Below are 25,309 nucleotides of genomic sequence, written 5' to 3'. Positions count from 1 at the left end.
TGCTTTTTTCCAGGGGGAACGGTCATGGCCAGCTTGCTGCATCGCCTTGCATGTGTATTGCCAATTTTCTCGCTGATGGCTTGCGCGACAACCCTGGTGCAGCCTTACGACGAGAAATTGGTGAACGACACTGGACAGCTGTACAAGAAAGCTGTCGCGATGGTGGAGGATGGCATTGCCAAAAGCTCGCAGGATGCAAAAGGGCCTCCGGCCAGCCGCCCGGGCCATGTGAGCCGCTTCGCATCCCGTTACCGTGACCTGGACACCGATGCCGACTTGTTGATCCTGGAGGCGCTGGCCAATTCCCGTACCAGCAGCGTGGGCGAAAAAATACAGTCGAAGGTGGATGATCTGATCAGTAAAAACCTGCCCTCGACTTGCGAAGAGCTCGATACGGAATTCAAGCGAGGCTCCAGCAGCCTGACGGTGAAGAACTATGTTGACCTGAAATGCCTCTTGATGAATTGGCAGAAGCAGCACGAGGAGGACAAGGACGGGGTGCTCAACCCATTGACATGGGAGCTGCGCAAGCGGACGCTGTTTAACGCGACGTACGCCATCCTGAAAGCCGAATCGGTCAAAAAGAAATGAGATGAGCGGGGAGGACGAGCATGAACAAGATCAACGGGGTCGACTTTTCACAAGTGGCTGATGCCGCAATCAAGGCCGCCCGCGACGCAGCCAGGAACGACCAGGCCTGGGATACCCTGGGCGACATCGTCAAGAATATTGCCGACAACCTGCGCTCGGATGTGGAGCTGATCGCCAAGCAAAAGTCCAAGGGAAATTTCACCGAAGACGATGCGCGTATCTATATGGAAGACCAGAAGATGGTGGCGCGCCTGCGAATCCGTTCGGTGGCCATCATCGGCCTGCAACTGGCTGAAAACATCTGGAATGCGATAGCCAGGGTGTTCGGCTCGGCCGTCAACCAGGCCTTGGGCTGGAAGGTGCTATAGGCCGGCCTGTTGGCGGAACGGATTGTGTTCGTTCAGTTCATCCAGGTAGTCGTCGATGCCGCCCGCTTCGCGCGCGAGGAAGCGCTCCACTGCGTCGGCGAAGTCGTGGCGGGCCAGCCAGTGCGCTGACCAGGTCTTTTGCGGCAGGAAGCCGCGCGCCATCTTGTGCTCGCCCTGGGCGCCGCCTTCAAATGTTTTGATGCCGTTGGCGATGCAGAATTCGAGCGGCTGGTAATACGCGGCCTCGTAATGCAGGCAAGGGATGTGTTCCATTGCACCCCAGTAGCGGCCGTACAGGGTATCGGCGGTGTGGACCACCAGGGATGCCGCTACCGGCCGGCCGTCGATCTCCGCCATGACCAGCAGCAGGTGCTGGGGCATGGTGCGTGCAAGGCGCAGCCAGAAATCCAGGTTCAGGTAAGGCGACGAGCGGTGCTCGGCGTAGGTGTTGCCGTAGCAGCGGTGGAAGAAGCGCCAGTCGGCCTCCGTTGCCTCGCTGCCGCGCACCTGGCGCAATGTGACGCCGGCATCGCGCACCTTGCGGCGTTCGGCGCGAATGTTCTTGCGCTTCTTCTGCTCCAGCGTTTGCAGGAATTGTTCGAAACTTTCGTAGCCCTGGTTCAGCCAGTGGAATTGCACGCCGCTGCGCAGCATGAAACCAGCCTGCGCCAGTTGCCGCGCCTCGTCTTCAGGCGGGTACAGGATGTGGGTGGAGGACATGCCGGCCACGCTTTGCTGCTCGCTGAGGAACTGGAGCAGCGCGGCGCGCGCCGTGCTGTCGCGGGCCATCAGGCGCGGGCCGGTGACGGGCGTGAAGGGAATGGCCGACAGCAGCTTGGGATAGTACTCGATGCCGTTGCGATGGTAGGCCTCGGCCCAGGCCCAGTCAAACACATACTCGCCGTAAGAATGGGATTTGACGTATAGCGGCATGGCAGCAGCCAGGCTGTTGCCATCCCACACGGCGAGGAATTGCGGTTGCCAACCGGTTTCAGCGCATGCACTGGCCGATTCGTGCAGGGCGTGCAGGAAGGCGTGTGACAGGAAGGGATTGCCCTCCGTCAGCCGATCCCAATCGGCAGGGGCGACATCGGCAAGGGAAGAAAGGACGCTGGTACGATATTCCATCCGGCTATTCTAACGAAATGTCCACTTCGGGGTCAGGAACGAAAGTGGACATTTCGCTGCAATGTTAAAATCTTCGCCATCACCATTGGCCTTGCTGAGCTATGTCGCATTCCTTCCATAATTTGTACCACCATGATTTTGCCCGTGTGGCGGTTGGCGTGCCGCGCTGCCGGGTGGCCGATCCGCTGTTTAATGCGGCGCAGACGATTGAACTGGCGGAGCAGGCGGCTGCCAAGGGCGCGCTGCTGGTGGCGTTCCCGGAGCTGGGCCTGTCGGCTTATTCCTGCGACGATTTGTTCCACCAGCGTGCCTTGCTGGATGGCGTGCTGCAGGCTTTGCAGTCCGTTGTGGAGGCTTCGAGCCGCATTCCGACGGCGATGGTGGTGGGGGCGCCGCTGCGGGTCGACCATCAGTTGTTCAACTGCGCGATCGTGGTGTCGGGCGGTGTGATCCGCGGTGTGGTGCCCAAGTCTTACCTGCCGAATTACGGCGAGTTTTATGAGGCGCGCCAGTTCAGCGCGGCCGATGAGGCGATTTCCAGCGAAATTTCCCTGCTCGGCCAGCAGGTGCCGTTCGGCGCCAACCAGCTGTTCGCGCTGGAGAACCTGCCGCTGTTCAAATTCCATATCGAGATCTGCGAGGATGTGTGGGTGCCGATCCCGCCTTCGTCCTTTGCTGCGCTGGCCGGGGCGACCGTGCTGGTCAACCTGTCGGCTTCGAATATCCTGGTCGGCAAGGCCGATTACCGCCGCCAACTGGTTGGACAGCAGTCGGCGCGCTGTATCGCCGCCTACCTGTACTCCTCGGCCGGGCGCGGCGAGTCGACCACCGACCTGGCCTGGGATGGGCAGGCGCTGATTTGCGAAAACGGGGAAATGCTGGCGGAGTCGGAGCGCTTTGCCGAAGAATCGCACTTGATCTTTGCCGACGTGGACCTGGAGCGCTTGTCGCGCGAACGCATGCGCACCACCACCTTCGGCCATTCGACCCGCCGCCACAAGGCGGAAGTGGCGCAGTTCCGCACCGCGCGCTTCCCGGTTGAATTGCCGGCGCACCGCGTGCTGCCGCTGGAGCGCAATGTGGCGCGCTTCCCATATGTGCCCTCCAACCCGCAACTGCGCGACAAGCGCTGCATGGAGGTCTATAACATCCAGGTCAGCGCGCTGGTGCAGCGCCTGTCCTCGTCCGGCATCAAGAAGGTGGTGATCGGCGTCTCGGGCGGCCTCGATTCGACCCATGCGCTGCTGGTTTGCGCCAAGGCGATGGACCATCTCGGCCTGCCGCGTACCAATATCATCGCGGCCACCATGCCGGGCTTCGCCACCAGCAGCCGCACGCTGGACCAGGCGCGCGCCCTGATGGAATTCGTCGGCAGCACTGCGATGGAGGTGGACATCCGCCCAAGCTGCATCCAGATGCTGAAGGATCTTGGCCACCCTTACAGCGAGGGCAAGGAGCAATACGACATCACATTCGAGAACGTGCAGGCGGGCGAACGCACCAATCACCTGTTCCGTATGGCGAACCACCACAACGGCATCGTGATCGGTACCGGCGACCTGAGCGAGCTGGCGCTGGGCTGGTGTACCTACGGCGTGGGCGACCATATGTCGCATTACAACGTGAACGCCAGCGTGCCGAAGACCCTGATCACCCACCTGGTGCGCTGGGTGGCCGAGAGCAAGCAGTTCGGCGACGTCAATTCGAGCGTGCTGCTGGCCGTGGTGAATACTGAAATCAGCCCCGAGCTGGTGCCCGGCAAGTCCGGCGACACGGCGCCGGCGCAAGTGACGCAGGACTTTATCGGTCCTTACGAGCTGCAGGACTTCAACCTGTACTACACGCTGCGTTTCGGCTTTTCACCGGCCAAGGTGGCTTTCCTGGCGCACCATGCGTGGGCCGACCGCGACGTCGGCCAGTGGCCGGAAGACGAGCACGTGGCGCGCAACCAGTACCAGCTGAAAGACATCAAACACAACCTGGGCATCTTCCTCAAACGCTTCTTCCAGACTTCCCAGTTCAAGCGCACTTGCGTGCCGAACGCGCCGAAAGTCGGTTCCGGCGGTTCGCTGTCGCCGCGCGGCGACTGGCGCGCGCCGAGTGACTCGGAAGCCGCAGCATGGCTGGAAAACCTGAAGAGCGTGCCTGACGCTTAAACCACTATAAGGAGAACGCAATGAAGCAAATTACCGCCATCATCAAGCCATTCAAGCTGGACGAAGTGCGCGAATCGCTGGCCGAAGTGAACGTGACCGGCCTGACCGTGACCGAGGTAAAAGGCTTCGGCCGCCAGAAGGGACATACCGAGCTGTATCGCGGTGCGGAATATGTGGTCGATTTCCTGCCGAAGGTGAAGGTGGAAGTGGTGGTGGACGACAGCGTGGTCGATACCGCTGTCGATGCGATCATCAAGGCGGCCCGCACCGGCAAGATCGGCGACGGCAAGATCTTCGTGCAGAACATCGAGCAGGTGATCCGCATCCGCACCGGTGAAACGGGACCGGACGCGGTTTGATCACGCTGCAGCTTTAGCAGCAACGCGTACGCAATCGCGGCCGGCGTTCTTGGCCTCGTATAAAGCCTGGTCGGCGCGCGCCAGCAGCGTGTCCGGCCCGGTGTCTTCCTCCTCCAGGCAGGCAATGCCGATGCTCAGCTTGAGCGGCACGGCCCGGCCTTGATGCCGAACTTGCAGCGCCTGGCTTCCGGCGCGCAGGCGTTCTGCCACAATCCGCGCTTCATTCTCGCCGGTGGATGGCAGCAAAATCGCAAATTCCTCGCCGCCCAGGCGGGCCGCCAGGTCGCTGCGCCTGCAGGCAGTGGCGCAATGGCGCCCAATGGCGATGATCGCCTGGTCGCCGGTGGGATGGCCGAAGCTGTCGTTGATCGATTTGAAGTGGTCGATATCGACCATCAGCAGCGCGAGCTTGTGCCCATAGCGCCGCGAGCGTTCGAGTTCCATTTCGGCGCGCGCCATGAACTGGCGGCGGTTGGCAATGCCGGTCAGGAAATCGGTGGTCGCGATCTCGTGCAGTTCACGGTTGCGGGCCTCGATGGTTTTTTCCAGTTGCAGGCTCTCCACTTCCAGCGCGTCGGCCAGTGCCTGGAGAGAGGTGCGCGCATTGTCGCTCTCGATGCGGAATTGTGCGGCGATCACGAGAATGGTGAGGGCGCCGCGCAGCAGTTCGCCGACCGCAGCCATGCCGGCCATGCCTGCCGCAGCACCAAGTAACTGCCAGGCGGCGTCGATGCCGAACAAGGCGCACAAGATCAGTCGGCCATTTCGCGGCGCATGGAAGGCCAGGAGCGCGATCGACGCCAGCAGCAAGGGCACGCGGGCGGTTGCGCCGGATAAGGCGTAGAGCAGGGCGGTCGCCAGCAGGAGTCCTGTCCAGGGCTGCGGCTTGAGCAGGCATGGCGACGGAGCCGGCATATAGCTCGCTGCGCCGCGCAGCAACAGCACGGCATTCGCGGCGCCCAGTACGGTCGGCAGCACGATTGTGAGAAATGCCGGCAATTCGCCGCCCATGCTGGCCAGTATCCAGGCCGAGCCCTGGCAAATAGCTGCCAGGCTCCAGTTCGAGCCGGCCGAACGTCCATCGCGTACTGCGTGCAAGCCGATGAAGGCGATGCCGATCGCGAAGCAGGCAATGCCGAGGGTCAGTTCGCAAGTTCCAGGGTGCAGGGTATTCACGCCGCCTCCACGCGGTTGCGGCCGCCGTTCTTGGCGCGATACAGCGCGGCGTCGGCGCGGGCGACAAGGCCGTCCATCGAGGCATCGTACGATTTCAGCGTGGCGATGCCGAAGCTGGCGGTGACCTGGTGCGGCACGCCGGACAGCGCGGGCGGAATGGCGCTGATGGCGCGCCGCAGCCGCTCGGCCGCGAGGCGGGCCGCAACGGCGCTGGTTTCAGGCATCAGCAAGGCAAATTCTTCGCCGCCGAGGCGGCCAGGCAGGTCGACATTGCGGGCATTGGACTGGCAGGCTTGCGCAACCACTTGCAGCAGCTTGTCGCCGGCCGGATGCCCGAAGCGGTCGTTGATCTGCTTGAAGTGGTCGATGTCCAGCAGCAGGACCGTCAGCGGCAGGTGGTAGCGGCGGGCGCGGTCGATTTCGTCGTTGCCGCGCTCCATGAAGTGGCGCCGGCTGGCGATGCCGGTCATGCTGTCGGTGGTGGCTTGCCTGGTCAGCTCCGCGGTACGCTCGGTCACCACGTTCTTCAGCATGTCGCGCTTTTGCTGCAGGTGCCCGGCGTGGGCGGCAAGTTCGTCGCGAATCTTTTCGCTCTCCAGCCGGAACTGGAAGGCGTTGACCAGCACGTGCAGGATGCCGCTTACCGCGACCATGACGGCGAACGAGGTGCCGCCTGCCAGGAAGGTGTCGACATGATCGCCCGAGAACAGGGCGGCGCAAAGGCGCACCATGCTCCAGATGGCTGCCAGGGCCAGGATGTCGACCAGGTAGCGCGTGCCGGCGGGCAGGGCGGGGCGCTTGAGCAGCAGCAGCAGGGTGGCACAGTAGAATGCGGCGCGGCAGGCCGACACCAGCCCGATGCGCGCTTGCACGCTCGGGTAGCCGTAGCTGAACCAGGCGAACGCCGCGACTGCTGCGCCAACGCACAGCACATAATAATGGTCGCGGTAGCGTGCCCCGACCAGCATGGCGGTGCCGCGATGGATAAAGACCAGGCTGACGATGGAAAGCGCATTGTCGGCGATGGTGCCGATGTAGCCGGGAAGTGTGGCCGAATTAGCAACAATGAGCGCCGCCACACCGCCGCTCAGGGCCGACACGGCCCATTGCCCGCCGGGAGTGCCGGCCAGGGCGCGGCCGTGCAAGCCCCGGAAGGCGCAGGCAATCAGGATCGACAAAAAGCCGACCAGACTAGTTGCAGTAGCGACATCAAAGGTAAACACGGACAGGCAAGCGCATCATGGAAAGTTGCGCCATTGTATCAGTTGTTTCTTATTGCTAAGTTTTAACTTTCCAATTGAAAGTATGTTGGCGATAGCCCTACGGCCGATTGATCTTCAGGTCGAAACGCCAGGCCAGCAGGCGCATCACGGTGATCAGGCCAGCGCTGGACCACAGGGCCACGTCGTCCGAAACCTGGGTGTATTGCAGCGCGATGTAGAACCAGCAGCCGAAGAAGGCGCAAATCGCATACGGTTTGCCATCGCGGAACACCATCGGCACCTCGTTGCAGATAATGTCGCGCAGCACGCCGCCGAAAATACCCGTTACCACGCCCATCATCACGGCCACGAAGATCGGCATGTCGGCCGCAAGCGCTTGCGCCACGCTGGCGACGGCGAACAGGCCAAGGCCGACCGCGTCGGCAATCACGATCAGGCGCTCGGAAACGATATGGCGGATATGCTTGACGAAGGGTGCAGCGACCAGTGCGACCACGAACAGCAGGATGGTATATTCCTGGTGCGCCACCCAGAACAGGGGGCGCTTGTCGAGCAGGATGTCGCGCACGGTGCCGCCGCCGAAGGCGGTGATGAAGGCGACGATAAAGACGCCGACAATGTCCATGCGCTTGCGGCGCGCTTCGATAAATCCGGAAAAGGCCCCGACGAGGATTGCTACGACCTCAATGATGGTGATCAGGGAAACGGCGGGGACGATTTGCATGAGGCGCAGATTAGCATCCTGATAGCGGAACCTGCAAGCTGCGCCCGCCACGGCGCAGCAGCGGCAACGGAACAGGGGCTGATCAGCGCTGGGGAGACAGGGCGGAACGCAGCAGCACCATGATGGCGCCTTCGCCGCCTTCTTCGGCGCGGGCTTGGCAGAAGGCGATCACGCCGTCGGTCTGCACCAGCCAGGAGTGGACCATGGATTTCAGCACCGGCTCGCCGCCGCGCGAACCGAAGCCGCGGCCGTAGATCACGCACACGCAGCGGTAGTTGCGCTGCCTGGCTTTGAGCAGGAAGTCGTCCACCGCCTGGCGCGCTTCGTCGCGGCGCTTGCCGTGCAGGTCCAGTTCATCCTGGACCGGCCAATGGCCCTTGCGCATCCGCTTCATCACGTCCGGGCCGACGCCGGGCGCGCTGTAGTTCAGCGAAGGGTCTTCTTCCATGTAATGGTCGACCTCGAACATATCCGACAGCATCGACTCGCGCAGCACGGCGGCGTCGTCGGCCGCCTGCTCTTCGGCCGTTTGCGGCTTGCGCGAACCGGATGGGGCAGGGCGGCCCGCTACGGCCGGGCCCTTGGCGGGCGGCACGTAGCGGTCGGACGGCTTCATCTTCTGCACGCCGGCCATGGAGGACTGGAACACATTGGCAGCGGCGGAAGCAGCCTTTTCATGCCTGGCGCGCTCTTTCTGCTCGAGCGCGCGCTGCTCTTCCTGCTCCTTGAGCTGCTTGCCCAGTCCTTTCAGGTCGGCGAAGCTTTTCACTCTTGCGCTTCCAGGTAGCGCTGCGCGTCCAGTGCGGCCATGCAGCCGGTGCCGGCCGAGGTGATGGCCTGGCGGTAGATGTGGTCCTGCACGTCGCCGGCAGCGAACACGCCCGGCACGGAGGTGGCGGTGGCCATGCCTTCGGTGCCGGTGCGGGTCTTGATATAGCCATCCTTCATTTCCAGCTGGCCTTCGAAGATGCCGGTATTCGGCTTGTGGCCGATGGCGATGAACAGGCCGTGAACGGAAATGTCGGCCAGGCCGCCGTCGTTATGCTTGACGGTGATGGCGTTGACGCCGGACTGGTCGCCCTTCACTTCGTGCAGGGTGGCGTTCAGTTTCAGTTCGATCTTGCCTTCGGCGACCTTGGCCATCAGGCGGTCGACCAGGATCGGCTCGGCGCGGAATTTCTCGCGGCGGTGCACCAGGGTGACCTTGGTGGCGATGTTCGACAGGTACAGGGCTTCTTCAACAGCGGTATTGCCGCCGCCGACCACGGCCACTTCCTGGCCACGGTAGAAGAAGCCGTCGCAGGTGGCGCAGGCGGATACGCCGCGGCCCATGAATTCCTGCTCGGTCGGCAGGCCAAGGTACTGTGCCGAGGCGCCGGTGGCAATGATCAGGGTGTCGCAGGTGTAGGTATTGCTGTCGCCCACCAGGCGGATCGGCTTTTCGTTCAGGTGCGTGGTGTGGATGTGGTCAAACACGATTTCGGTCTTGAAGCGCTCAGCGTGCTGCAGGAAACGCTGCATCAGGTCCGGACCCTGGACGCCCATCGGGTCGGCTGGCCAGTTTTCCACGTCGGTGGTGGTCATCAGCTGGCCGCCTTGCTCGACGCCGGTCACCAGCATCGGGTTCAGGTTGGCGCGTGCGGCGTAAATCGCGGCGCTGTAGCCTGCTGGACCGGAGCCGAGAATCAGGACTTTGGCGTGTTTGGTAGTAGTCATGGCGGATTCTTTACCTAGTTAGTATGTCTCGAATATGGGTGCGGACAGGAATGCTACAAGTCCGGGCCCAAGCAAACCGAAATTATATGCGAAGCGTGCATTTCACATGTACCGTGGGGCCGTTTGGCCTTGATATGCCTTAGAATAAGCGCAATTATGGAATTTTTGCCTCCAAGCAATGAGTAAGAAGAGTCAAAAGAGCCAGGAGGCTTCTCCCGGCTACACTCGCAATGTCACCGAACGCCAGCCATTACCCAATCGGCTGGTGCGACTGCTGTCGGAGGCGCGCTTTTTCGCGCTGTTTGTCGTCTGCGTCTATTTCATCCTGATCCTGGCCAGCTATAACCGGCTGGACCCTGGCTGGTCGCACAATAACGTGGTGCCCAAGGTGTTCAACCTGGGCGGCCGCGGCGGCGCCTGGCTGTCGGACCTGATGCTGTTCATCTTCGGCTTTTCGGCCTGGTGGTGGTGCGTCTATATGCTGCGCGTGGTGTGGCAGGGCTATCGCCGCCTGACCCGCAAGTTCGTGCTGGAGAAGGAAGAAGACCCGGAACACAAGCAGGAAGGCCTGATCCGCGTGATTGGCTTCGGCCTGATGCTGGTCGGTTCGATGGGCCTGGAATTCCTGCGCCTGTACACCATGAAAGTGCAGTTGCCGCGCGTACCGGGCGGCGTGCTGGGTGAGCTGATCGGCCATGGCGCCCACGTGGGCCTGGGCTTCACCGGCGCCACGCTGCTGCTGCTGCTGCTGTTCGGCACCGGCTTCAGCCTGTTCTTCCACGTGTCGTGGATGTCGGTGGCTGAACGGATCGGTGAAGTCATCGAGATGGGCATCGACTGGATCCGCGCCCGCATGGAAGACCGCGAAGACCGTCGCCAGGGCGATGTGGCCGTGGTCAAGCGCGAAGAGAAGGTGGTCAAGGAACGCGTCAAGCACGAGGAAAAGCATCCGAAGCCGGCCGATTTGCCGCCGGATGCGCCGCCTGCACCTATCGTCAAGATCGAACCGCAAATCACCCAGGTGGTGCAGTCCGAGCGCGTGATCAAAGAAAAGCAGGGCACGCTGTTCCAGGAAATCGAGAACACCACGCTGCCGCCGCTGTCGCTGCTGGACGATGCGCCGCCGCAGCAGGAAACCGTGGCGGTGGAAACGCTGGAATTCACCAGCCGCCTGATCGAGAAAAAACTGTCCGACTTTGGCGTGGAAGCCAAGGTGGTGGCCGCCTACCCGGGCCCGGTCGTGACGCGCTACGAAATCGAGCCGGCTACCGGCGTCAAGGGCAGCCAGATCGTCAACCTGGCGCGCGACCTGGCGCGTTCGCTGTCGCTGACCTCGATCCGCGTGGTGGAAACCATCCCGGGTAAAAACTATATGGCACTGGAGCTGCCGAATCCGAAGCGCCAGATCGTGCGCCTGACCGAGATCCTCGGCTCCAAAGTCTATAACGACAACCATTCGCCGCTGACCGTGGCGCTGGGTAAGGACATCGCCGGCAAGCCGGTGGTGGCCGACCTGGCCAAGATGCCGCACTTGCTGGTCGCGGGTACTACCGGGTCCGGTAAGTCCGTTGGTATTAATGCCACCATCCTGTCGCTGCTGTACAAGGCCGACCCGCATGATGTGCGCATGATCCTGATCGACCCGAAGATGCTGGAAATGTCGGTGTACGAAGGCATTCCGCACCTGCTGGCACCGGTAGTGACCGATATGCGCCAGGCCGGCCACGCCCTGAACTGGGCGGTGAACGAGATGGAGCGCCGCTACAAGCTGATGTCCAAGCTGGGCGTGCGTAACCTGGCGGGCTACAACGCCAAGATCGCCGAGGCGGACAAGCGCGAAGAAAAGATCCCGAACCCGTTCTCGATCACGCCTGACGCGCCGGAACCGCTGGAAAAACTGCCGACCATCGTCATCATCATCGACGAATTGGCCGACCTGATGATGGTGGTCGGTAAGAAGGTGGAAGAGCTGATCGCACGTATCGCGCAGAAAGCCCGCGCGGCCGGCCTGCACTTGATTCTGGCGACGCAGCGCCCATCTGTAGACGTGATTACCGGCCTGATCAAGGCTAATATCCCGACGCGTATTGCCTTCCAGGTATCGTCCAAAATCGACTCGCGCACCATCCTTGACCAGATGGGTGCGGAAGCGCTGCTCGGCATGGGTGACATGCTGTACATGCCGCCGGGTACCGGCCTGCCGGTCCGCGTGCACGGCGCCTTTGTCTCGGACGATGAAGTGCACCGCGTGGTGAAGCACCTGAAAGCCCAGGGTGAGCCGAATTACATCGAGGGCATCCTTGAGGGCGGCACGCTGGAAGAGGGCGGTGGCGATGCATTGGCCGGTGCCGGCGGCGGCGACAGCGAGTCCGACCCGATGTACGACCAGGCCGTGCAAGTCGTGCTGAAGCACCGCAAGGCATCGATTTCGCTGGTGCAGCGCCACCTGCGCATCGGCTACAACCGGGCCGCGCGCCTGCTGGAACAGATGGAAAACAGCGGCGTTGTATCGGCCATGCAGTCGAACGGCAACCGCGAAATCATCGCACCTACCGCATCGGCGGAATAAGGATTCTTATGAAGAGCACCAAACTCATGGCGGCTGTTGCCGCCGGCCTGCTGTTTGCAGGTACCGCCAGCGCTGCGGCGCTGGACCAGTTCAAGTCTTTCGTGGCCAGCACCAAGGCCGCCAAGGGCGAGTTCACGCAGAAGGTCGTGGCGCAGGGCAGCAAGGACAAACTGTCGTCCGGCAGCTTCACCTTTGCCCGCCCGGGTAAGTTCATCTGGTCTTACACCAAGCCTTACGACCAGTTGCTGCAGGCCGACGGCGAACAGCTTTATATTTTCGACAAGGACCTGAACCAGGTCACCGTGCGCAAACTGGGCGATGCGCTCGGTTCTTCCCCGGCTGCCATCCTGTTCGGTTCCAATGACCTGGAAAAGAACTTCGCCCTGTCCGAAGCGGGTACCCGCGACGGCCTGGAATGGCTGAAAGCTACGCCGAAAGCCAAGGATTCCAGCTTCGAGCAAATCCAGATCGGCCTGAAAAATGGCGTGCCGGAGGCGATGGAGCTGAAAGACAGCTTCGGCCAGACTTCCATCCTGTCGTTCAAGAAGTTTGAAAAAAATCCGGCGCTGAATGCAACGTCCTTTAAATTTGTCATGCCCAAGGGTGCGGACGTCATCAACAATTAAGCATGAAACGACTCGCCTTCAGCCTCGCACTGCTTGCCGCCGGCACCGCCGGCGCGTCCGATTTCGGAAGCGACGATCTGGTGCGCCAGGGACGCTATGTCTTTGACAAGGCGTTCACCCCGGCCGAGCAAGACCGGCTCAAGCCGCTGGTTCCCGCCGCCCTGGACAATATCGCCGCTTTCTACGGAGAGCGAAAAGGCGGCATACCGGATTTCTTCTTCTGCAAGAGTGTTGAATGTGCGCGCTTCCTGGCGGGCGCGGAGTGGCGCTCCTTCACGGTTGTGAGGCCCGGCTACTACTATGACGGGAAATACTATTTCGAACGGGCCGGCATAGTGATCAACAGCATGGCGGGCCGGCCCACGACCAGTGATGAAAAGCTGCTGGCTGTACTGGCGCACGAGTTGTCGCATGTCGAGGTCCATGCGCGTACCGGCGGGCGCCTGGTGCCAGCCTGGTTCAACGAAGGACTGGCGAGCGCGGCTGAAGGGCATGGCTGCAAGCCGGGATCGCAAGGTATTGATGACCTGAACAAACTGGCTGCCACGCACGAGTGGCACCAGTACACACGGCCGGGCGGCGGCAAGCTCAACGCCACGTATTGCCAGGCGAATCTGGAAGTGCAGGCGTGGGCTGCGCAGCACGGCGGCTTTGCCGCCATTGTCGATTTGCTGGCCAAGCTGCCGAAAAAGGAGTTCAGTTCCCTGTATGGCGGACTGGTAACGCAGCAGGCGCCGGTAACCAATCCTGTTGGTGTAGAAAAGAATGACAGCTGACCTGTTCGCACCGGAACCGACTCCGCCACTGGCTGAAGCAATGCGCCCGCACAGCGTGGCGGACGTGATCGGCCAGAGCCACTTGCTGGGCGAGGGCAAGCCGCTGAACCTGCTGTTCAAATCCGGCAAGCCGCACTCGATGATCCTGTGGGGGCCGCCGGGCGTGGGCAAGACCACGCTGGCGCGCCTGTCCGCGCGCGCATTTGCCTGCGAGTTCATCGCCATTTCGGCCGTGCTGGGCGGGGTCAAGGATATCCGCGCCGCCATTGAACAGGCGGAGCAGTTTGTCGCCAGCGGCAAGCAGACCATCCTGTTCATCGACGAGATCCACCGCTTCAACAAGGCGCAGCAGGACGCGTTGCTGCCTTTCGTTGAATCGGGCCTGGTGACCCTGATCGGCGCGACCACCGAAAACCCATCGTTCGAAGTCAATTCCGCGCTGCTGTCGCGCGCCCAGGTCTATGTGCTGAAGGCGTTGACGGAAGAGGAGATGCGCCAGCTGCTGGCCCGCGCCAAAGAGCGCGCCATGCCGGACCTGGACTTCGACGAACTGGCCATCGACACCCTGATCGGCTATGCCGACGGCGATGCGCGCCGTTTCCTGAACCTGCTGGAACAGACCAAGACCGCCGCCGCGACCGCGCGCACCGACAAGGTCACCGGCGAATTCGTGCAGAACGCGTTGACGCTGAACGCGCGCCGCTTCGACAAGGGCGGCGACAACTTCTACGACCAGATCTCGGCCCTGCACAAGTCCGTGCGCGGCTCCAACCCCGACGGCGCCCTGTACTGGTTCTGCCGCATGATCGATGGCGGCGCCGACCCGCGCTACCTGGCGCGCCGCATCGTGCGCATGGCGTGGGAAGACATCGGCCTGGCCGACCCGCGCGCCCTGACCATGGTCAACGACGCCGCCGAAACCTATGAGCGCCTCGGTTCGCCGGAAGGGGAGCTGGCGCTGGCCCAGGCCGTGATCTACCTCGCGGTCGCAGCCAAAAGCAATGCCGGCTACAACGCCTACAACGCCGCCATGGCGTTCATCCGCCGCGACAAGTCGCGCGAAGTGCCGGTTCACCTGCGCAACGCGCCGACCAAGCTGATGAAGGAGCTGGGCTACGGCCACGAATACCGCTACGCCCATGACGAGCCGGATGCCTATGCCGCCGGCGAAACCTACCTGCCCGATGGCATGGCTGAACCGGGCTGGTACCAGCCGGTCCCGCGCGGCCTGGAATCGAAGATCGCCGACAAGCTGGCCTTCCTGCGCAAACTCGACGAAGAAGCCCGCAAGGCTTAGTTGCTTGACATCGTAGGATGCCTGTCCTACGCTTGGCGGCATGAGCAAACAGGCAAGCATCACCCGCGCACGCATCGTCGAAACTGCCGACCGGCTGTTCTATGAGCACGGCTATGGCCACACCAGTTTCGCCGACATCGCGGCGGCAGTCGAACTCTCGCGCGGCAATTTCTACTACCACTTCAAGACAAAGGACGAGATCCTGGCGGCCGTGATCGAACTGCGCCGACAGAAGACGCAAGCGATGCTCGATGCCTGGGCCGCGGAAACAGCCCTGCCGGCAGCGCGCATTGGCCATTTCATCGACATGATGGCGATGAATGCGCCAGCGATCCGCCGCAACGGGTGCCCGGTGGGCACGCTGTGCACCGAACTGGCCAAGCTCGAACACCCAGCGCTGCCGCAGGCCAATACCTTGCTTACGCTATTCCGCGACTGGCTGCGGTCGCAGTTCGCGCAGCTCGGCACCAAGGCCGCTGCGGATGCTGATGGCCTGGCAATGCACTTGCTGGCGCGCAGCCAAGGCATTGCCACGCTCGCCAATGCCTTCGATGATGGCGCATTTATCCAGCACGAAGTTTCGCAGTTGCACCAATGGCTGTACCTCATCTCCAAATGAAGCCCAGCGAGGGATAGTCGCTATCAGTCGGCAATTGTAGGAATTTTCCTATTATTTGTAGGCAAACTAGTGCAAACCCCTACGGGACTTTACATTCTTATTACCTAACGTTACGATGTTGTAAATATTCTAACGGAGGGCGGGATGACGGAGCGTCTGACAGTCGATGGGGTGACCGTCCATGTCGATGGTGAAGGTGAGGAAGCCATGATGATGATTCATGGCTGGCCTTACGACCGTAGCCTGTGGGATGCGCAGGTTGCTGCCTTTTCCCCAACCTATCGCTGCGTACGCTTCAGCTTCCCCAACCAGGGTGCCAAAGGCAGCCATTCCATTGACGAAGTATCAAAGCTCTATGCCGATACCGTGCAGGCTGCGAATGGCGGCCGTCCCGTGATCCTGATGTTGAGCGATTGGGGCTGCGTGTTTGGCTATCAGTTCGCGCTGCGCTACCCGGAGCTGGTGAGCCGGGTGATCAGCGTCGGTATCGGTGGCTCCAGCCAGATGACTTATCGCGCCTCGCTGGACTGGAAAACCCGCTTGCGCCTGGCTTTTGCCCATCGCCGCCTGAAAGCGTCCAGCGGTAACAGCCGGGCGGCGCGCGAAGCCTGCGCGCGCCTGCAACTGCCACATGCGGTCACCTGGCTGCGTACCAGCACGCCAGCCGTGGGGACGCTGCCGTTCAAGCTGCGCTGGCCCATGCTCTACATTTACGGCAAGCGCAAGCCGTTCTCCTTCCACACCCGCAGTTTCGAAGCGGCCGTGCAGTCCAAGCCGGACAGCCGGGTAATCGCCTTCCGCAGCGGGCACTGGGTCATGCGTGAGCAGCCGGAAGCCTTCAATGCCGCCGTGAAGGGATGGTTGCAGGGCGCCTGATTTGCAGTTCATTCCGCAAATTCAGCGCTTCGTCGCAAGTGCAGGGCAGGGCAGGGAGGCTTTAGGTACAGTGTAACCATGGAAGCACGGAAGTAGTTCAACACTGACCTGAAGGAGAACATCATGAAAGCCCTGAAACACATGGAAGCGATCTTCGTTATCGCCGCAGCCCTGGCCACCGCCACCACCTTCGCAACCGCCACCACCCCGGTGCTGCACGTAGCCGCCGACCCGGCCGTGGCCCAAATCGACACCAGCATCCCAACCGTGGTGGTCGCAGCCAAGCGCCTGACCGCAGCTGAAAAAGCGGCATTGATCTGACAGCACAACGCCGGAGGGCGTAAAACTCGGTTGTTGTGCTGTCATCTTGGTACAATTGCTCCTTTCGACTAAACCTCGCAGCGGCAGCAATAACAACATGATTGACATCCAACTTCTCCGTAAAGACATTGATACTGTCGCCGCCAAACTGGCGACCCGCAAGTTCCAGCTCGACGTAGCTGGCTTCAATGCCCTGGAAGGCGAACGTAAAGCCATCCAGATGCGTACCGAGGAACTGCAAAGCAAGCGTAATTCGCTGTCCAAGCAGATCGGCATGATGAAGGGCAAAGGGGAAGATACCACCGCCGTGATGGCCGAAGTAGGCGGCCTGGGCGACGAACTGAAGGCCAATGAGATCAAGCTGGCCGACGTGCAGTTGAAGATGAACACCTTCCTGCAGGCCGTACCGAACCTGCCGCACGAATCGGTGCCGCCAGGCGCCGACGAAACGGGCAATGTGGAAGTCCGCAAATTCGGCACCCCGCGCAGCTTCGACTTCGAAGTCAAAGACCACGCCGACGTGGGCGCCGCACTGGGCCTGGACTTCGAGACCGCCACCAAACTGACCGGCTCCCGCTTCAGCGTCATGAAGGGCGGCATCGCACGCCTGCACCGCGCACTGGCGCAGTTCATGCTGGACACCCACACCGACAAGCACGGCTACACCGAGTGCTACACCCCGTACATGGTCAATGCCGAGTCGTTGATGGGCACCGGCCAGCTGCCGAAGTTCGAGGCAGACCTGTTCTCGGTGAAGAAGGGCGGCGCGGAAGGCGAAGGCCAGACCTTCTACCTGATCCCGACCTCGGAAGTTTCGCTGACCAACATGGTGCGCGACGAGATCGTGGCTGTTGAAACGCTGCCGATCAAGGTCACCGCCCACACCCCATGCTTCCGCTCCGAAGCCGGTTCCGCAGGCCGCGACACCAAGGGCATGATTCGCCAGCACCAGTTCGACAAGGTTGAACTGGTCCAGGTGGTGCATCCAGAGAAGTCGTACGAAGCGCTGGAAGAAATGGTCGGCCACGCCGAAACCATCCTGCAGGCGCTCGGCCTGCCGTATCGCGTGATGCAGCTGTGCACCGGCGACATGGGCTTTGGCGCTGCCAAGACCTATGACCTGGAAGTGTGGCTGCCGGCGCAGAACACCTACCGCGAAATTTCCTCGCTGTCGAACTGCGAAGCTTTCCAGGCGCGCCGCATGCAGGCGCGCTTCCGCAATGCTGCGGGCAAGCCCGAACTGCTGCACACCCTGAACGGCTCCGGCCTGGCAGTGGGGCGCACCCTGGTCGCCGTACTGGAAAACTACCAGCAGGCCGACGGTTCGGTGGATATTCCAGCCGCGCTGCAGCCTTATATGGGCGGACTGACCAAGCTCGTAGCATAAAGTTGAAAATAGCCCTTCCTTTTTTAAAAAGGGCTGCTATAATCTTGGCTCTCAACGGCGACCACCGTTGCTAGCAGTACCTGGAGAGGTGGCAGAGTGGTCGAATGTACCTGACTCGAAATCAGGCGTACGTTAAATCGTACCGTGGGTTCGAATCCCACCCTCTCCGCCAGAACACGGAAAAAGCCCTCGTAGATCGAGGGCTTTTTCGCTTTATCTGAATTGAATTCTTGCCCTAGTCTCTTACCTCAAGGCACCGAGTTCGAATCCCGGTCCCTCCGCCACATAAACTGTCTCTTCGCTCAACTGCAGCAGTGCACGATCGTGTAAAGTCAATCTGCGTTGGCCCATCTGAACCTCTTCACATCAAGAGCGTTACAGGCGGGCAATCTGTTGATTGATTTTCGCCTGAGCTCGCTCGTTTCGTTCGCTATAGCGGTCGGTCAGATAGTCGGTTCGACCACGCATCAACAGCGTAATCTTGACCAACTCCTCCATTACGTCCGCCACGCGATCGTAGTAGGCAGAAGGGCGCATGCGCCCGGCATCATCGAACTCCTTGTATGCCATCGGAACCGATGATTGATTTGGGATGGTGAACATGCGCATCCAGCGGCCCAGTAAGCGCAACGTGTTGACGACGTTGAACGACTGCGAACCACCGCAAACCTGCATCACGGCCAGCGTGCGCCCCTGGCTAGGGCGCATGGCGCCTTGCTCCAGCGGTATCCAGTCGATCTGGTTCTTCATCACCGCGGTGACCGCACCATGACGCTCGGGACTGCACCACACCTGGCCTTCCGACCACAGGCACAGCTCGCGCAACTCGCGAACCTTTGGATGGTCTTCAGATACGCTGCCCACCATCGGAAGTTCCATCGGATCGAAGATCTTAACCTCGGCGCCGAAGTGCTCAAGGATCCGCGCAGCCTCATAAGTCAGGAAGCGGCTGAAAGACCGCTCGCGCAAGGAACCATACAGCATCAGGATGCGCGGCGGATGAGCAAGATCTCCTTCCGCGGCAAGCTTCTCGATGCTGGGAATATCCAGCAAGTCGGGCTTGATGTTTGGCAGGTCACTGATGGTCATGCGTTAGTCCGTTACTGATTGGTTGGCAAATGCGCTCGGTGCGACGGTGCCGCCGACAGTGGCGTCAGCGGGCGGTGCAGGGTAGAGCCAGGTGAAAAGCAGAGTTGCGGCCGCGGCGCCCAGCAATTGGGCGATGATGAATCCGGGCGCGTCGATGGGGCGAATGCCGGCGAAGGTGTCCGTCGCTGCGCGTGCCAAAGTAACTGCCGGATTGGCGAACGAGGTCGAGGCAGTGAACCAGTAAGCGGAAGTGATGTAGGCCGCTACCGCGAACGGCGTGATTGATGGGCGGCTACGCGAGCAACCGATAATCACGCCAATCAGGCCGAATGTCGCCACAAACTCGCTCCACCATTGGGCCACACCACTGCGAACATGCGCCGAGGCGAAGAAGGCGGGTTCGTTGAACATGGCGTGCGCAGCCGCGACGCCGGCAAATGCGCCAGCGACTTGCGCGACAAGATAGGGTAAGACCTCGCGGGCTGGTACGTTGCGCTGCCATGCTTCGGACAGCGTGACCACTGGATTGAAATGCGCGCCCGAGACGGTGCCGAACATCAGGATCAGCGCGACCAGGCCTGCGCCGGTTGCGATCGTGTTGGCCAGCAGCGCAATGGCCACATTGCCGCCGGCAAGGCGTTCGGCCATGATGCCTGAACCTACGACCACGGCCAGCAGCAAGGCGGTGCCAAGAGCCTCCGAGACTATGCGTCGGGAGAACGTCATCACACTACCTCGCCAATGCGGTCCAGTTCCGCCTTCATGCGTGCGCGGTCATGCTTGATTTCCTCCAGCGGCAGCGAGAAGAAGGTCTCGATGCGCTTGCGCAGGATGCGGTAGGCGGTCATGAATGCTGCATCAATTTCTTCATCCGTACCGGTCGCGTGGGCCGGGTCTTCAACGCCCCAGTGGGCACGCAAAACTGGACCGAGGTAGGCAGGGCAGGTCTCGCCTGCAGCGCTGCCGCACACCGTGATGACGATGTCCGGCGTCACGGGCAGGTTGTCCCAGGATTTGCTGTGGTAGCCCTCAGTGGCTATGCCTTCGCGCTTGAGCAAGGCGAGCGAGCGCGGGTGAACGTAGCCAGCAGGCTTGCTGCCGGCACTAATGGCGTGCCAGCCAGCAGGCGCCAAGTGGTTAAAGGTGGCTTCACCGAGAACGGAGCGGCAGGAATTACCAGTGCAGAGGATCAGGACGTTCATGGGTTGCAGGATTTTTTGGATGATGGGGAGCAGCTTTCGCCGCCGCAGCAGTTTTCAGTCAGGAAGGAGAGCACGTCGTTCATGGTGTCGAAGTTGGCGCTGTAGATGATGAAGCGGCCGTCCTGGCGAGCTTCAATCAGCCCGGCGTTGCTCAACTCCTTCAGGTGGAAGGACAGCGAGGATGGCGCTATGTCCAACTGCTCGCCAATCTTGCTGGCGGCAAGGCCTTGCGGTCCGGTCTGGACCAACAGTCGAAATGCGTTGAGCCTGGATTCCTGTGCCAAGGCGGCAAGGGCGGCGATGACGGTTTTGGTTTTCATGAATGTGTGACTTATGACTTTTGTTCGGTTTGCCGATTATGGCATCTTTGTACGACATTTCAAAGAATATCGAATTATCTTGACAGCTTGATGACATGCGAATTATTCTTTGTTCGTCGATGAACGAATGAGATGGATATGATTAGTTGTTGTGAAGAGAATTCGGATAGAGCATTGCCGAAAGTAGATGCCGACGAGGTGGCCAAGCTTTGCAAAGCACTGGCCCATCCCGCCCGCGTCCAGTTGTTGTGCTACCTGGCGTCGTACGGGGCGTGCTACTTCGGTAACCTCGCGGATGTGCTGCCGCTTTCGCCCTCTACCATCTCGCAGCACGTCACCATTCTCAAGGAGGCGGGACTGATTCTTGGCTCATCCGACGCACAACGAGTGTGCTATTGCGTCAATCCCGAACGGATTGGGCAGCTTAAACAGCTGATCAATGCCCTCTGAGGGCATTTTTTTGAAAGACTTCATTCGTAATTCGCCGAATAACAAAGGAGGGTAAGAATGAGCTTGAACCTGGAAATTCGTAGTGCAACTGAGGCGGACTGGCCCGCCATCGAGACACTACTGGAAGAATGTGGACTGCCTTTGGCAGGCGCCCGCGAACACTTGAACTCCTTCGTCGTCGGCGCCAGCAGGAGCGAAATCAGGTGCGTCGCAGGCTTTGAGCTTTATGGCAGCGTTGCCTTGCTGCGTTCAGTTGCCGTCGCCCGTGCGTTGCGCGGGCAGGGAGGCGGTGACCGGTTGCTCGATGCGATCCGGTCAAAGGCGCGCGCTGAAGGTGTTGAGGCACTTTACCTGTTGACTACAACGGCGGCGGCATTTTTCAGTAAAAGAGGATTTCAGCAAGTTGGGCGTAGCAACGCGCCCGACGTACTCAAAGCGTCGCGCGAATTCCAGGGTGCGTGCCCGGCATCGGCCACGGTGATGGTCGCGCGCATCGGCAATAGCCAACTCCCGGTGGCTGTCCTCGGCGCAGGGCCGGTAGGCCTGGCTGCGGCGGCGCACCTGCTTGCGCGTGGTTTTACGCCGCTGGTGTTCGAACGCGGCGAATCGGCGGGCGCCAACCTGAATAGCTACCGCCACGTGCGTCTGTTTTCGCCCTGGCAGTACAACATCGATAAGGCTGCACGCCGGATGCTCGAAGCGCACGGCTGGACCGCGCCTGCCGATGACCATCTCCCAACTGCGGGTGAAGTGGTTGATGCATACCTGCAGCCTCTCGCCTCGCTGCCCGAACTGGTGCAAAACGTCCACTATGCGCACCGTGTCATTCAGGTCACCCGCGCCGGGTTCGACAAGGTCAAGACGCGCGGCCGCGAAACGGCACCCTTTGTTGTCAGGACGCGAAGTGCATCCGGTGAGCAGGACCATAAGGTGCTTGCCGTGATCGACGCTACCGGTACGTGGTCGCAGCCTAATCCACTCGGTGCCGACGGGCTGCCCGCACTCGGAGAAGATGCTGCGGCATCGCACATCGATTACGGCATGCCGGATGTCCTCGGCGAAGCTCGGCCGCTCTACGCGGGGCGCCGTGTGCTGGTGGTCGGCGCTGGACATTCGGCTGCAGGCAGTCTGCTGGCGCTGGCCCAGCTTGCCGAGGAGGTGCCTGGTACGGAGATTGTTTGGGCGATGCGCGGCAACCGGTTGGCCAAGGTTTTTGGCGGCGGCGATGCGGATGGCCTGCCGGCGCGCGGCCAACTGGGGGCGCGGCTCAAAACCTTGAAGGAGTCCGGCCGCCTCGAACTTCATACTGATTTCCGGATCAGTGCATTGCAGGAGCGGGACGGTACCTTCGTGGTGGATGCCACCGGGGCTGATGGTGGAGCACGACGCATTGAGGGAATCGCTCGCATCATTGCCGCGACCGGAGCTCGCCCGAGCCTCGATTTGACGCGCGAGCTGCGGGTGCGTCACGACCCTTGGCTAGAAAGCACCGATGCGCTGGCGCCTCTGATCGACCCGAACGAGCATAGTTGCGGTACCGTCCGCCCGCACGGCCACCGCGAGCTGGCGCATCCGGAACCAGGTTATTACGCGGTCGGTGCAAAGAGTTACGGTCGTGCGCCGAACTTCCTGATGGCGACCGGTTACGAGCAGGTCCGTTCTGTTGTGGCTGCGCTGGCCGGCGATTTTGCGGCGGCTGACGCCGTCCAGCTGGAACTGCCCGAAACCGGCGTATGCAATACCCAATGCGCCGATACCCCAGGCGACGCCACTGGCTGCTGCGGTGGCCCGGCGCACGCTGGCAGTGAAGCTTGCTGCGCCCTTGATGTCGAGGAGAAGGCGAAAGGCGCTAGCGGCTGCGCCACGTCTAACGCCTGCAAACCGCGCAGGTCCGCGTCTTCCGGTTGCTGTGCTTGAGGGGGAGAGCATGCGTTCACTTTTCATGCGTGGATTCCTTCCGCTTTCCCTGGTGCTCAGCGTTGCGTCGTTCTGGTTTGCGTTGACACGTGGCGGCAACCTGGAGTTGGCTGTCGTCTTGCCCGCAGTGGCGGTCATGCTGGTCGGCGTAGCGGCTGAGCGCCGATGGCCTTACCGTGCCGAATGGTCTCGTTCGCGGGACGATGTGGCGACCGATCTTGCGAGTGCCGCCGTATTATTTGCAGCAGTGGATCCATTGCTGAAGTGGCTGGGGCCTCTCGCGGTGACGGCAGCGTTGGCTGGCAGCGGCACAGCAAAGGCGTTGGACCTGTTCCCAACCAGTTGGCCATTTGCCTTGCAAGTGCTGCTGGCCGCGCTTATCGCGGAATTCGGCGGCTATTGGTCGCACCGCCTGCACCACGAGCGTCCCGCGTTGTGGTGGCTGCATGCCCTGCATCATGGGAGCGAGCGCATGTACACGCTCAATAACTTCCGCTTCCATCCGCTCAATTACGCGCTGAATTACATGATGGGCATTGTGCCGTTACTGGTGCTGGGAACACTGGAAGCGGTGATCCTTGGGTACTTTTCGGTGACACTGCCGGTTCTCATGGTGCAGCACGCGAACCTGCCGCTGCACGCTGGGTGGCTCAATTACGTATTTAGTACCAGTGAGATTCACCGTTGGCATCACTCCAGCTGCGCTGGAGAGGGCAATAGCAACTTTGGCCATTCGCTCGTGATCTGGGACCAGGTGTTTGGCACGTTTCGGAACCTCCCGGCTAACAATCATCCACGCAAGATCGGGCTTTACGCAGGAAGCAAATATCCATCGCGCGCATCGTTTATCGAGCAAGTGTGGTCGATGTTCCTGCCGGGATGCTGCCGGAGCGCCGCTTAAAGGATTGCGATGAAGAGACCTGCTATCGCAGTGCTTACCTTGGGACTGACGCAGGTGATTTCATGGGGCGTTCTTTACTACGCATTCGGCGTCATGGCACCCGCTATACAGAGTGACCTTGGGCTTTCTGCCGCAGCGATATATGGAGCATTTTCATGGGCGTGGGCGTATCGATTGGCGTCATACCTGCTTGATCTTCGCCATTACCTTGCTAAGCGCCTGCCTGCCATTAAATGCATTACTGGACGATGGGAAGGCCCGGCCGCCCGCCAACCAGACGATGGAGCGGCGCCAGTTTTCGCTGGCGGATGCGGTTGCCCCCCGGTTTTTTGGCTCCTGGCGACTGTTTTTGCTGCCCATGCATTCATATTTTCCGCCCTCTCTGTGCACATGATTCCACTGCTATCCGCCAGAACACTGAAAAAGCCTCGACGAAAATCGGGGCTTTTTCGATTTTTTTTTGAATGGTTTCTGCATGGGCGTCTTACAGTCTTGCCCAGCCCCCGTCTGGGTTACCACTTCTATCGAACGTCGCCACAGTAGATTTCTACGCTACATTTACAAATAAGCATCGATAGTAACTGTAGGTTGTAAATCACTAGGCTATTGCAGCAGAAGGCTGCGGAACATGGAGGTGGGACGTATGGGCACTATTGACAGACGAACTTCGTTTAGTGAAGCGATCATGGTGGAGAAGGCTATCATGCTCGCGACCCACGGTAGTATTGAAACCGCCGTTGAATACATGAAGGATCGAGGCATCCCCGATGATGTCGCATCGCGGGTTATGTCAGGCCCTGAATTTCAGCGTAACAACGGGGATCGTCGAAAGCGGTCGCGGACCTAGCCCGGCGAGCACTGCCTTGTGCTGAAAAGCATCCGCTGGCTGTGTTACGGAGCTGGCGACGGTTCGACAGGTACCCTGACGCGCCAGTTCCATTTGCCCCATGTGGTCTGAATCGCTTTGCGGCAGATGACATCGACACTGTTCATGGGGCCGCCGCGCCATTCGACGGCGAAGGGGACGACGCATTTCGGTACCATTGTTTCATCAGATGGGTATCCGGCCTTCCACCTCAACTTGCTTCGCGTTTGCTCACGGAGAACGAACGCGCCGGCTGCCTTGTGAATGTGGTAATTGAGCTGCACGCTTTCGCCGGAGACTGCCACCGCGACCGTCCACTTGCGCTCGTAGGCGGAGGCTACAGTTCGGTCACAACTGACCATGACGCTCTTCCTGGCTTCATGCATTGCCCAGGTTGCGCCCAACGGAACAAGGCAAGGGTCAAACATCATGCGGATGTCGGGGCCGAGTGGCTTCCAGTCCGTCTTATTCTTGATGTTTTGCTGGTCCAGGAATCGCTTTGCGGCTGCCTGAATCGCGCACAGTTCGCTATCTGGACCGCCATCCCCGGGGCGAAAGTACGGAGCTTCGCAAATCACGCCGCCTGCCCAGGCGGGGAACGAAATGATGAGCAGTGAGCATGCGCTCGCCAATTTCATTATTCTGCTCATGCC

At 61.0% G+C, this 25,309-nt stretch carries 26 protein-coding genes and 1 tRNA gene; 16 read left to right on the top strand and 11 right to left on the bottom strand.

Annotation, left to right across the window (positions count from 1 at the left end; all coding sequences use genetic code 11):
* Positions 1 to 24: 24 nt before the first annotated feature.
* Both ASD07_RS21025 and ASD07_RS21020 read left to right on the top strand, forming a co-directional pair.
* Complete coding sequence (locus ASD07_RS21025; protein WP_055934734.1) at positions 25 to 591, top strand: hypothetical protein; 567 nt, start codon at positions 25 to 27, stop codon at positions 589 to 591.
* Between the two features lie 20 nt (positions 592 to 611).
* Complete coding sequence (locus ASD07_RS21020) at positions 612 to 959, top strand: hypothetical protein (RefSeq protein WP_055934732.1); 348 nt, start codon at positions 612 to 614, stop codon at positions 957 to 959.
* Here ASD07_RS21020 and ASD07_RS21015 read toward each other — a convergent pair.
* Positions 954 to 2,087 (bottom strand): GNAT family N-acetyltransferase, encoded by a 1,134-nt coding sequence (locus ASD07_RS21015; protein ID WP_055934730.1) that lies wholly within the window; start codon positions 2,085 to 2,087, stop codon positions 954 to 956. The genes ASD07_RS21020 and ASD07_RS21015 overlap by 6 nt on opposite strands.
* Before the next feature lie 101 nt (positions 2,088 to 2,188).
* Between ASD07_RS21015 and ASD07_RS21010 the strand changes: the two genes are divergently transcribed.
* Positions 2,189 to 4,243 (top strand): NAD(+) synthase, encoded by a 2,055-nt coding sequence (locus tag ASD07_RS21010; RefSeq protein WP_055934728.1) that lies wholly within the window; start codon positions 2,189 to 2,191, stop codon positions 4,241 to 4,243.
* A 20-nt stretch (positions 4,244 to 4,263) separates the two neighbouring features.
* Positions 4,264 to 4,602 carry a P-II family nitrogen regulator gene (locus ASD07_RS21005; RefSeq protein ID WP_055934726.1) on the top strand — a complete coding sequence of 113 codons (339 nt, stop codon included), beginning with the start codon at positions 4,264 to 4,266 and terminating at the stop codon, positions 4,600 to 4,602.
* Here ASD07_RS21005 and ASD07_RS21000 read toward each other — a convergent pair whose 3' ends face one another.
* The 5 genes from ASD07_RS21000 to trxB all read right to left on the bottom strand — a co-directional run bounded on the left by ASD07_RS21000 (position 4,603) and on the right by trxB (position 9,441).
* On the bottom strand, positions 4,603 to 5,778 hold the full coding sequence (locus ASD07_RS21000) for a GGDEF domain-containing protein (protein ID WP_055934724.1): 1,176 nt from the start codon (positions 5,776 to 5,778) through the stop codon (positions 4,603 to 4,605). It lies immediately after the preceding gene.
* On the bottom strand, positions 5,775 to 6,956 hold the full coding sequence (locus ASD07_RS20995) for a GGDEF domain-containing protein (RefSeq protein WP_055934722.1): 1,182 nt from the start codon (positions 6,954 to 6,956) through the stop codon (positions 5,775 to 5,777). The genes ASD07_RS21000 and ASD07_RS20995 overlap by 4 nt, the downstream gene beginning before the upstream one ends.
* 142 nt (positions 6,957 to 7,098) lie before the next feature.
* Positions 7,099 to 7,725 carry a trimeric intracellular cation channel family protein gene (locus tag ASD07_RS20990; protein ID WP_055934721.1) on the bottom strand — a complete coding sequence of 209 codons (627 nt, stop codon included), beginning with the start codon at positions 7,723 to 7,725 and terminating at the stop codon, positions 7,099 to 7,101.
* 82 nt (positions 7,726 to 7,807) lie between these two features.
* On the bottom strand, positions 7,808 to 8,494 hold the full coding sequence (locus tag ASD07_RS20985; protein WP_055934718.1) for a Smr/MutS family protein: 687 nt from the start codon (positions 8,492 to 8,494) through the stop codon (positions 7,808 to 7,810).
* On the bottom strand, positions 8,491 to 9,441 hold the full coding sequence (gene trxB, locus ASD07_RS20980; protein ID WP_055934716.1) for a thioredoxin-disulfide reductase: 951 nt from the start codon (positions 9,439 to 9,441) through the stop codon (positions 8,491 to 8,493). Before trxB ends, ASD07_RS20985 begins: the two co-directional genes overlap by 4 nt.
* 178 nt (positions 9,442 to 9,619) lie before the next feature.
* Here trxB and ASD07_RS20975 point away from each other — a divergent pair, with 178 nt between their 5' ends.
* The 9 genes from ASD07_RS20975 to ASD07_RS20935 all read left to right on the top strand — a co-directional run bounded on the left by ASD07_RS20975 (position 9,620) and on the right by ASD07_RS20935 (position 18,084).
* The gene (locus tag ASD07_RS20975; protein WP_055934714.1) at positions 9,620 to 12,010 is read left to right on the top strand and encodes a DNA translocase FtsK; all 2,391 of its coding nucleotides are present in this window, start codon (positions 9,620 to 9,622) and stop codon (positions 12,008 to 12,010) included.
* A gap of 8 nt (positions 12,011 to 12,018) precedes the next feature.
* On the top strand, positions 12,019 to 12,636 hold the full coding sequence (lolA, locus tag ASD07_RS20970; protein ID WP_055934713.1) for an outer membrane lipoprotein chaperone LolA: 618 nt from the start codon (positions 12,019 to 12,021) through the stop codon (positions 12,634 to 12,636).
* A gap of 2 nt (positions 12,637 to 12,638) precedes the next feature.
* Positions 12,639 to 13,412, top strand: a complete 774-nt coding sequence (locus ASD07_RS20965; protein ID WP_055934710.1) for a hypothetical protein — start codon at positions 12,639 to 12,641, stop codon at positions 13,410 to 13,412.
* On the top strand, positions 13,402 to 14,709 hold the full coding sequence (locus ASD07_RS20960; RefSeq protein ID WP_055934707.1) for a replication-associated recombination protein A: 1,308 nt from the start codon (positions 13,402 to 13,404) through the stop codon (positions 14,707 to 14,709). The genes ASD07_RS20965 and ASD07_RS20960 overlap by 11 nt, the downstream gene beginning before the upstream one ends.
* A gap of 40 nt (positions 14,710 to 14,749) precedes the next feature.
* On the top strand, positions 14,750 to 15,328 hold the full coding sequence (locus tag ASD07_RS20955; protein ID WP_055934705.1) for a TetR/AcrR family transcriptional regulator: 579 nt from the start codon (positions 14,750 to 14,752) through the stop codon (positions 15,326 to 15,328).
* Between the two features lie 144 nt (positions 15,329 to 15,472).
* A complete protein-coding gene (locus ASD07_RS20950) occupies positions 15,473 to 16,204 on the top strand; it encodes an alpha/beta fold hydrolase (protein WP_055934703.1) in 732 nt (243 codons plus the stop codon).
* 123 nt (positions 16,205 to 16,327) lie between these two features.
* On the top strand, positions 16,328 to 16,525 hold the full coding sequence (locus ASD07_RS20945) for a hypothetical protein (protein ID WP_055934701.1): 198 nt from the start codon (positions 16,328 to 16,330) through the stop codon (positions 16,523 to 16,525).
* A 97-nt stretch (positions 16,526 to 16,622) separates the two neighbouring features.
* Complete coding sequence (serS, locus tag ASD07_RS20940) at positions 16,623 to 17,912, top strand: serine--tRNA ligase (protein ID WP_055934696.1); 1,290 nt, start codon at positions 16,623 to 16,625, stop codon at positions 17,910 to 17,912.
* An 82-nt stretch (positions 17,913 to 17,994) separates the two neighbouring features.
* A tRNA-Ser gene (locus ASD07_RS20935) sits at positions 17,995 to 18,084 on the top strand.
* A gap of 203 nt (positions 18,085 to 18,287) precedes the next feature.
* On the opposite strand, the gene arsH is transcribed toward ASD07_RS20935, so the two are convergent.
* Genes arsH through ASD07_RS20915 form a run of 4 tightly spaced genes read right to left on the bottom strand, consistent with a single transcriptional unit; the run spans position 18,288 to position 20,523 of the window.
* Positions 18,288 to 19,001 carry an arsenical resistance protein ArsH gene (arsH, locus tag ASD07_RS20930; RefSeq protein ID WP_055934694.1) on the bottom strand — a complete coding sequence of 238 codons (714 nt, stop codon included), beginning with the start codon at positions 18,999 to 19,001 and terminating at the stop codon, positions 18,288 to 18,290.
* 3 nt (positions 19,002 to 19,004) lie between these two features.
* On the bottom strand, positions 19,005 to 19,727 hold the full coding sequence (locus ASD07_RS20925; RefSeq protein WP_055934692.1) for an MIP/aquaporin family protein: 723 nt from the start codon (positions 19,725 to 19,727) through the stop codon (positions 19,005 to 19,007).
* Positions 19,727 to 20,203 (bottom strand): arsenate reductase ArsC, encoded by a 477-nt coding sequence (locus ASD07_RS20920; protein ID WP_055934690.1) that lies wholly within the window; start codon positions 20,201 to 20,203, stop codon positions 19,727 to 19,729. Before ASD07_RS20920 ends, ASD07_RS20925 begins: the two co-directional genes overlap by 1 nt.
* The gene (locus ASD07_RS20915; protein ID WP_055934688.1) at positions 20,200 to 20,523 is read right to left on the bottom strand and encodes a helix-turn-helix transcriptional regulator; all 324 of its coding nucleotides are present in this window, start codon (positions 20,521 to 20,523) and stop codon (positions 20,200 to 20,202) included. The genes ASD07_RS20920 and ASD07_RS20915 overlap by 4 nt, the downstream gene beginning before the upstream one ends.
* 174 nt (positions 20,524 to 20,697) lie before the next feature.
* Between ASD07_RS20915 and ASD07_RS20910 the strand changes: the two genes are divergently transcribed.
* The 3 genes from ASD07_RS20910 to ASD07_RS20900 are packed head-to-tail and all read left to right on the top strand — an operon-like array spanning position 20,698 to position 23,791.
* On the top strand, positions 20,698 to 20,973 hold the full coding sequence (locus tag ASD07_RS20910) for a helix-turn-helix transcriptional regulator (RefSeq protein WP_229207237.1): 276 nt from the start codon (positions 20,698 to 20,700) through the stop codon (positions 20,971 to 20,973).
* 57 nt (positions 20,974 to 21,030) lie between these two features.
* Complete coding sequence (gene arsN2 / locus ASD07_RS20905) at positions 21,031 to 22,890, top strand: arsenic resistance N-acetyltransferase ArsN2 (RefSeq protein WP_082507481.1); 1,860 nt, start codon at positions 21,031 to 21,033, stop codon at positions 22,888 to 22,890.
* 10 nt (positions 22,891 to 22,900) lie between these two features.
* Positions 22,901 to 23,791 carry a sterol desaturase family protein gene (locus ASD07_RS20900; protein WP_162246592.1) on the top strand — a complete coding sequence of 297 codons (891 nt, stop codon included), beginning with the start codon at positions 22,901 to 22,903 and terminating at the stop codon, positions 23,789 to 23,791.
* Positions 23,792 to 24,682: 891 nt separating this feature from the next.
* Here ASD07_RS20900 and ASD07_RS20885 read toward each other — a convergent pair.
* Positions 24,683 to 25,294, bottom strand: coding sequence for a hypothetical protein (locus tag ASD07_RS20885; protein WP_156398119.1), 612 nt, complete (start codon positions 25,292 to 25,294; stop codon positions 24,683 to 24,685).
* Positions 25,295 to 25,309: the final 15 nt, after the last annotated feature.

Origin of the sequence: Duganella sp. Root336D2 (genome assembly GCF_001425005.1) — a bacterium.
Classification (GTDB): Bacteria; Pseudomonadota; Gammaproteobacteria; order Burkholderiales; family Burkholderiaceae_D; genus Rugamonas.
Note: the sequence above shows the minus strand (reverse complement) of the source record. Positions and strands in the feature narration are given on the sequence as shown.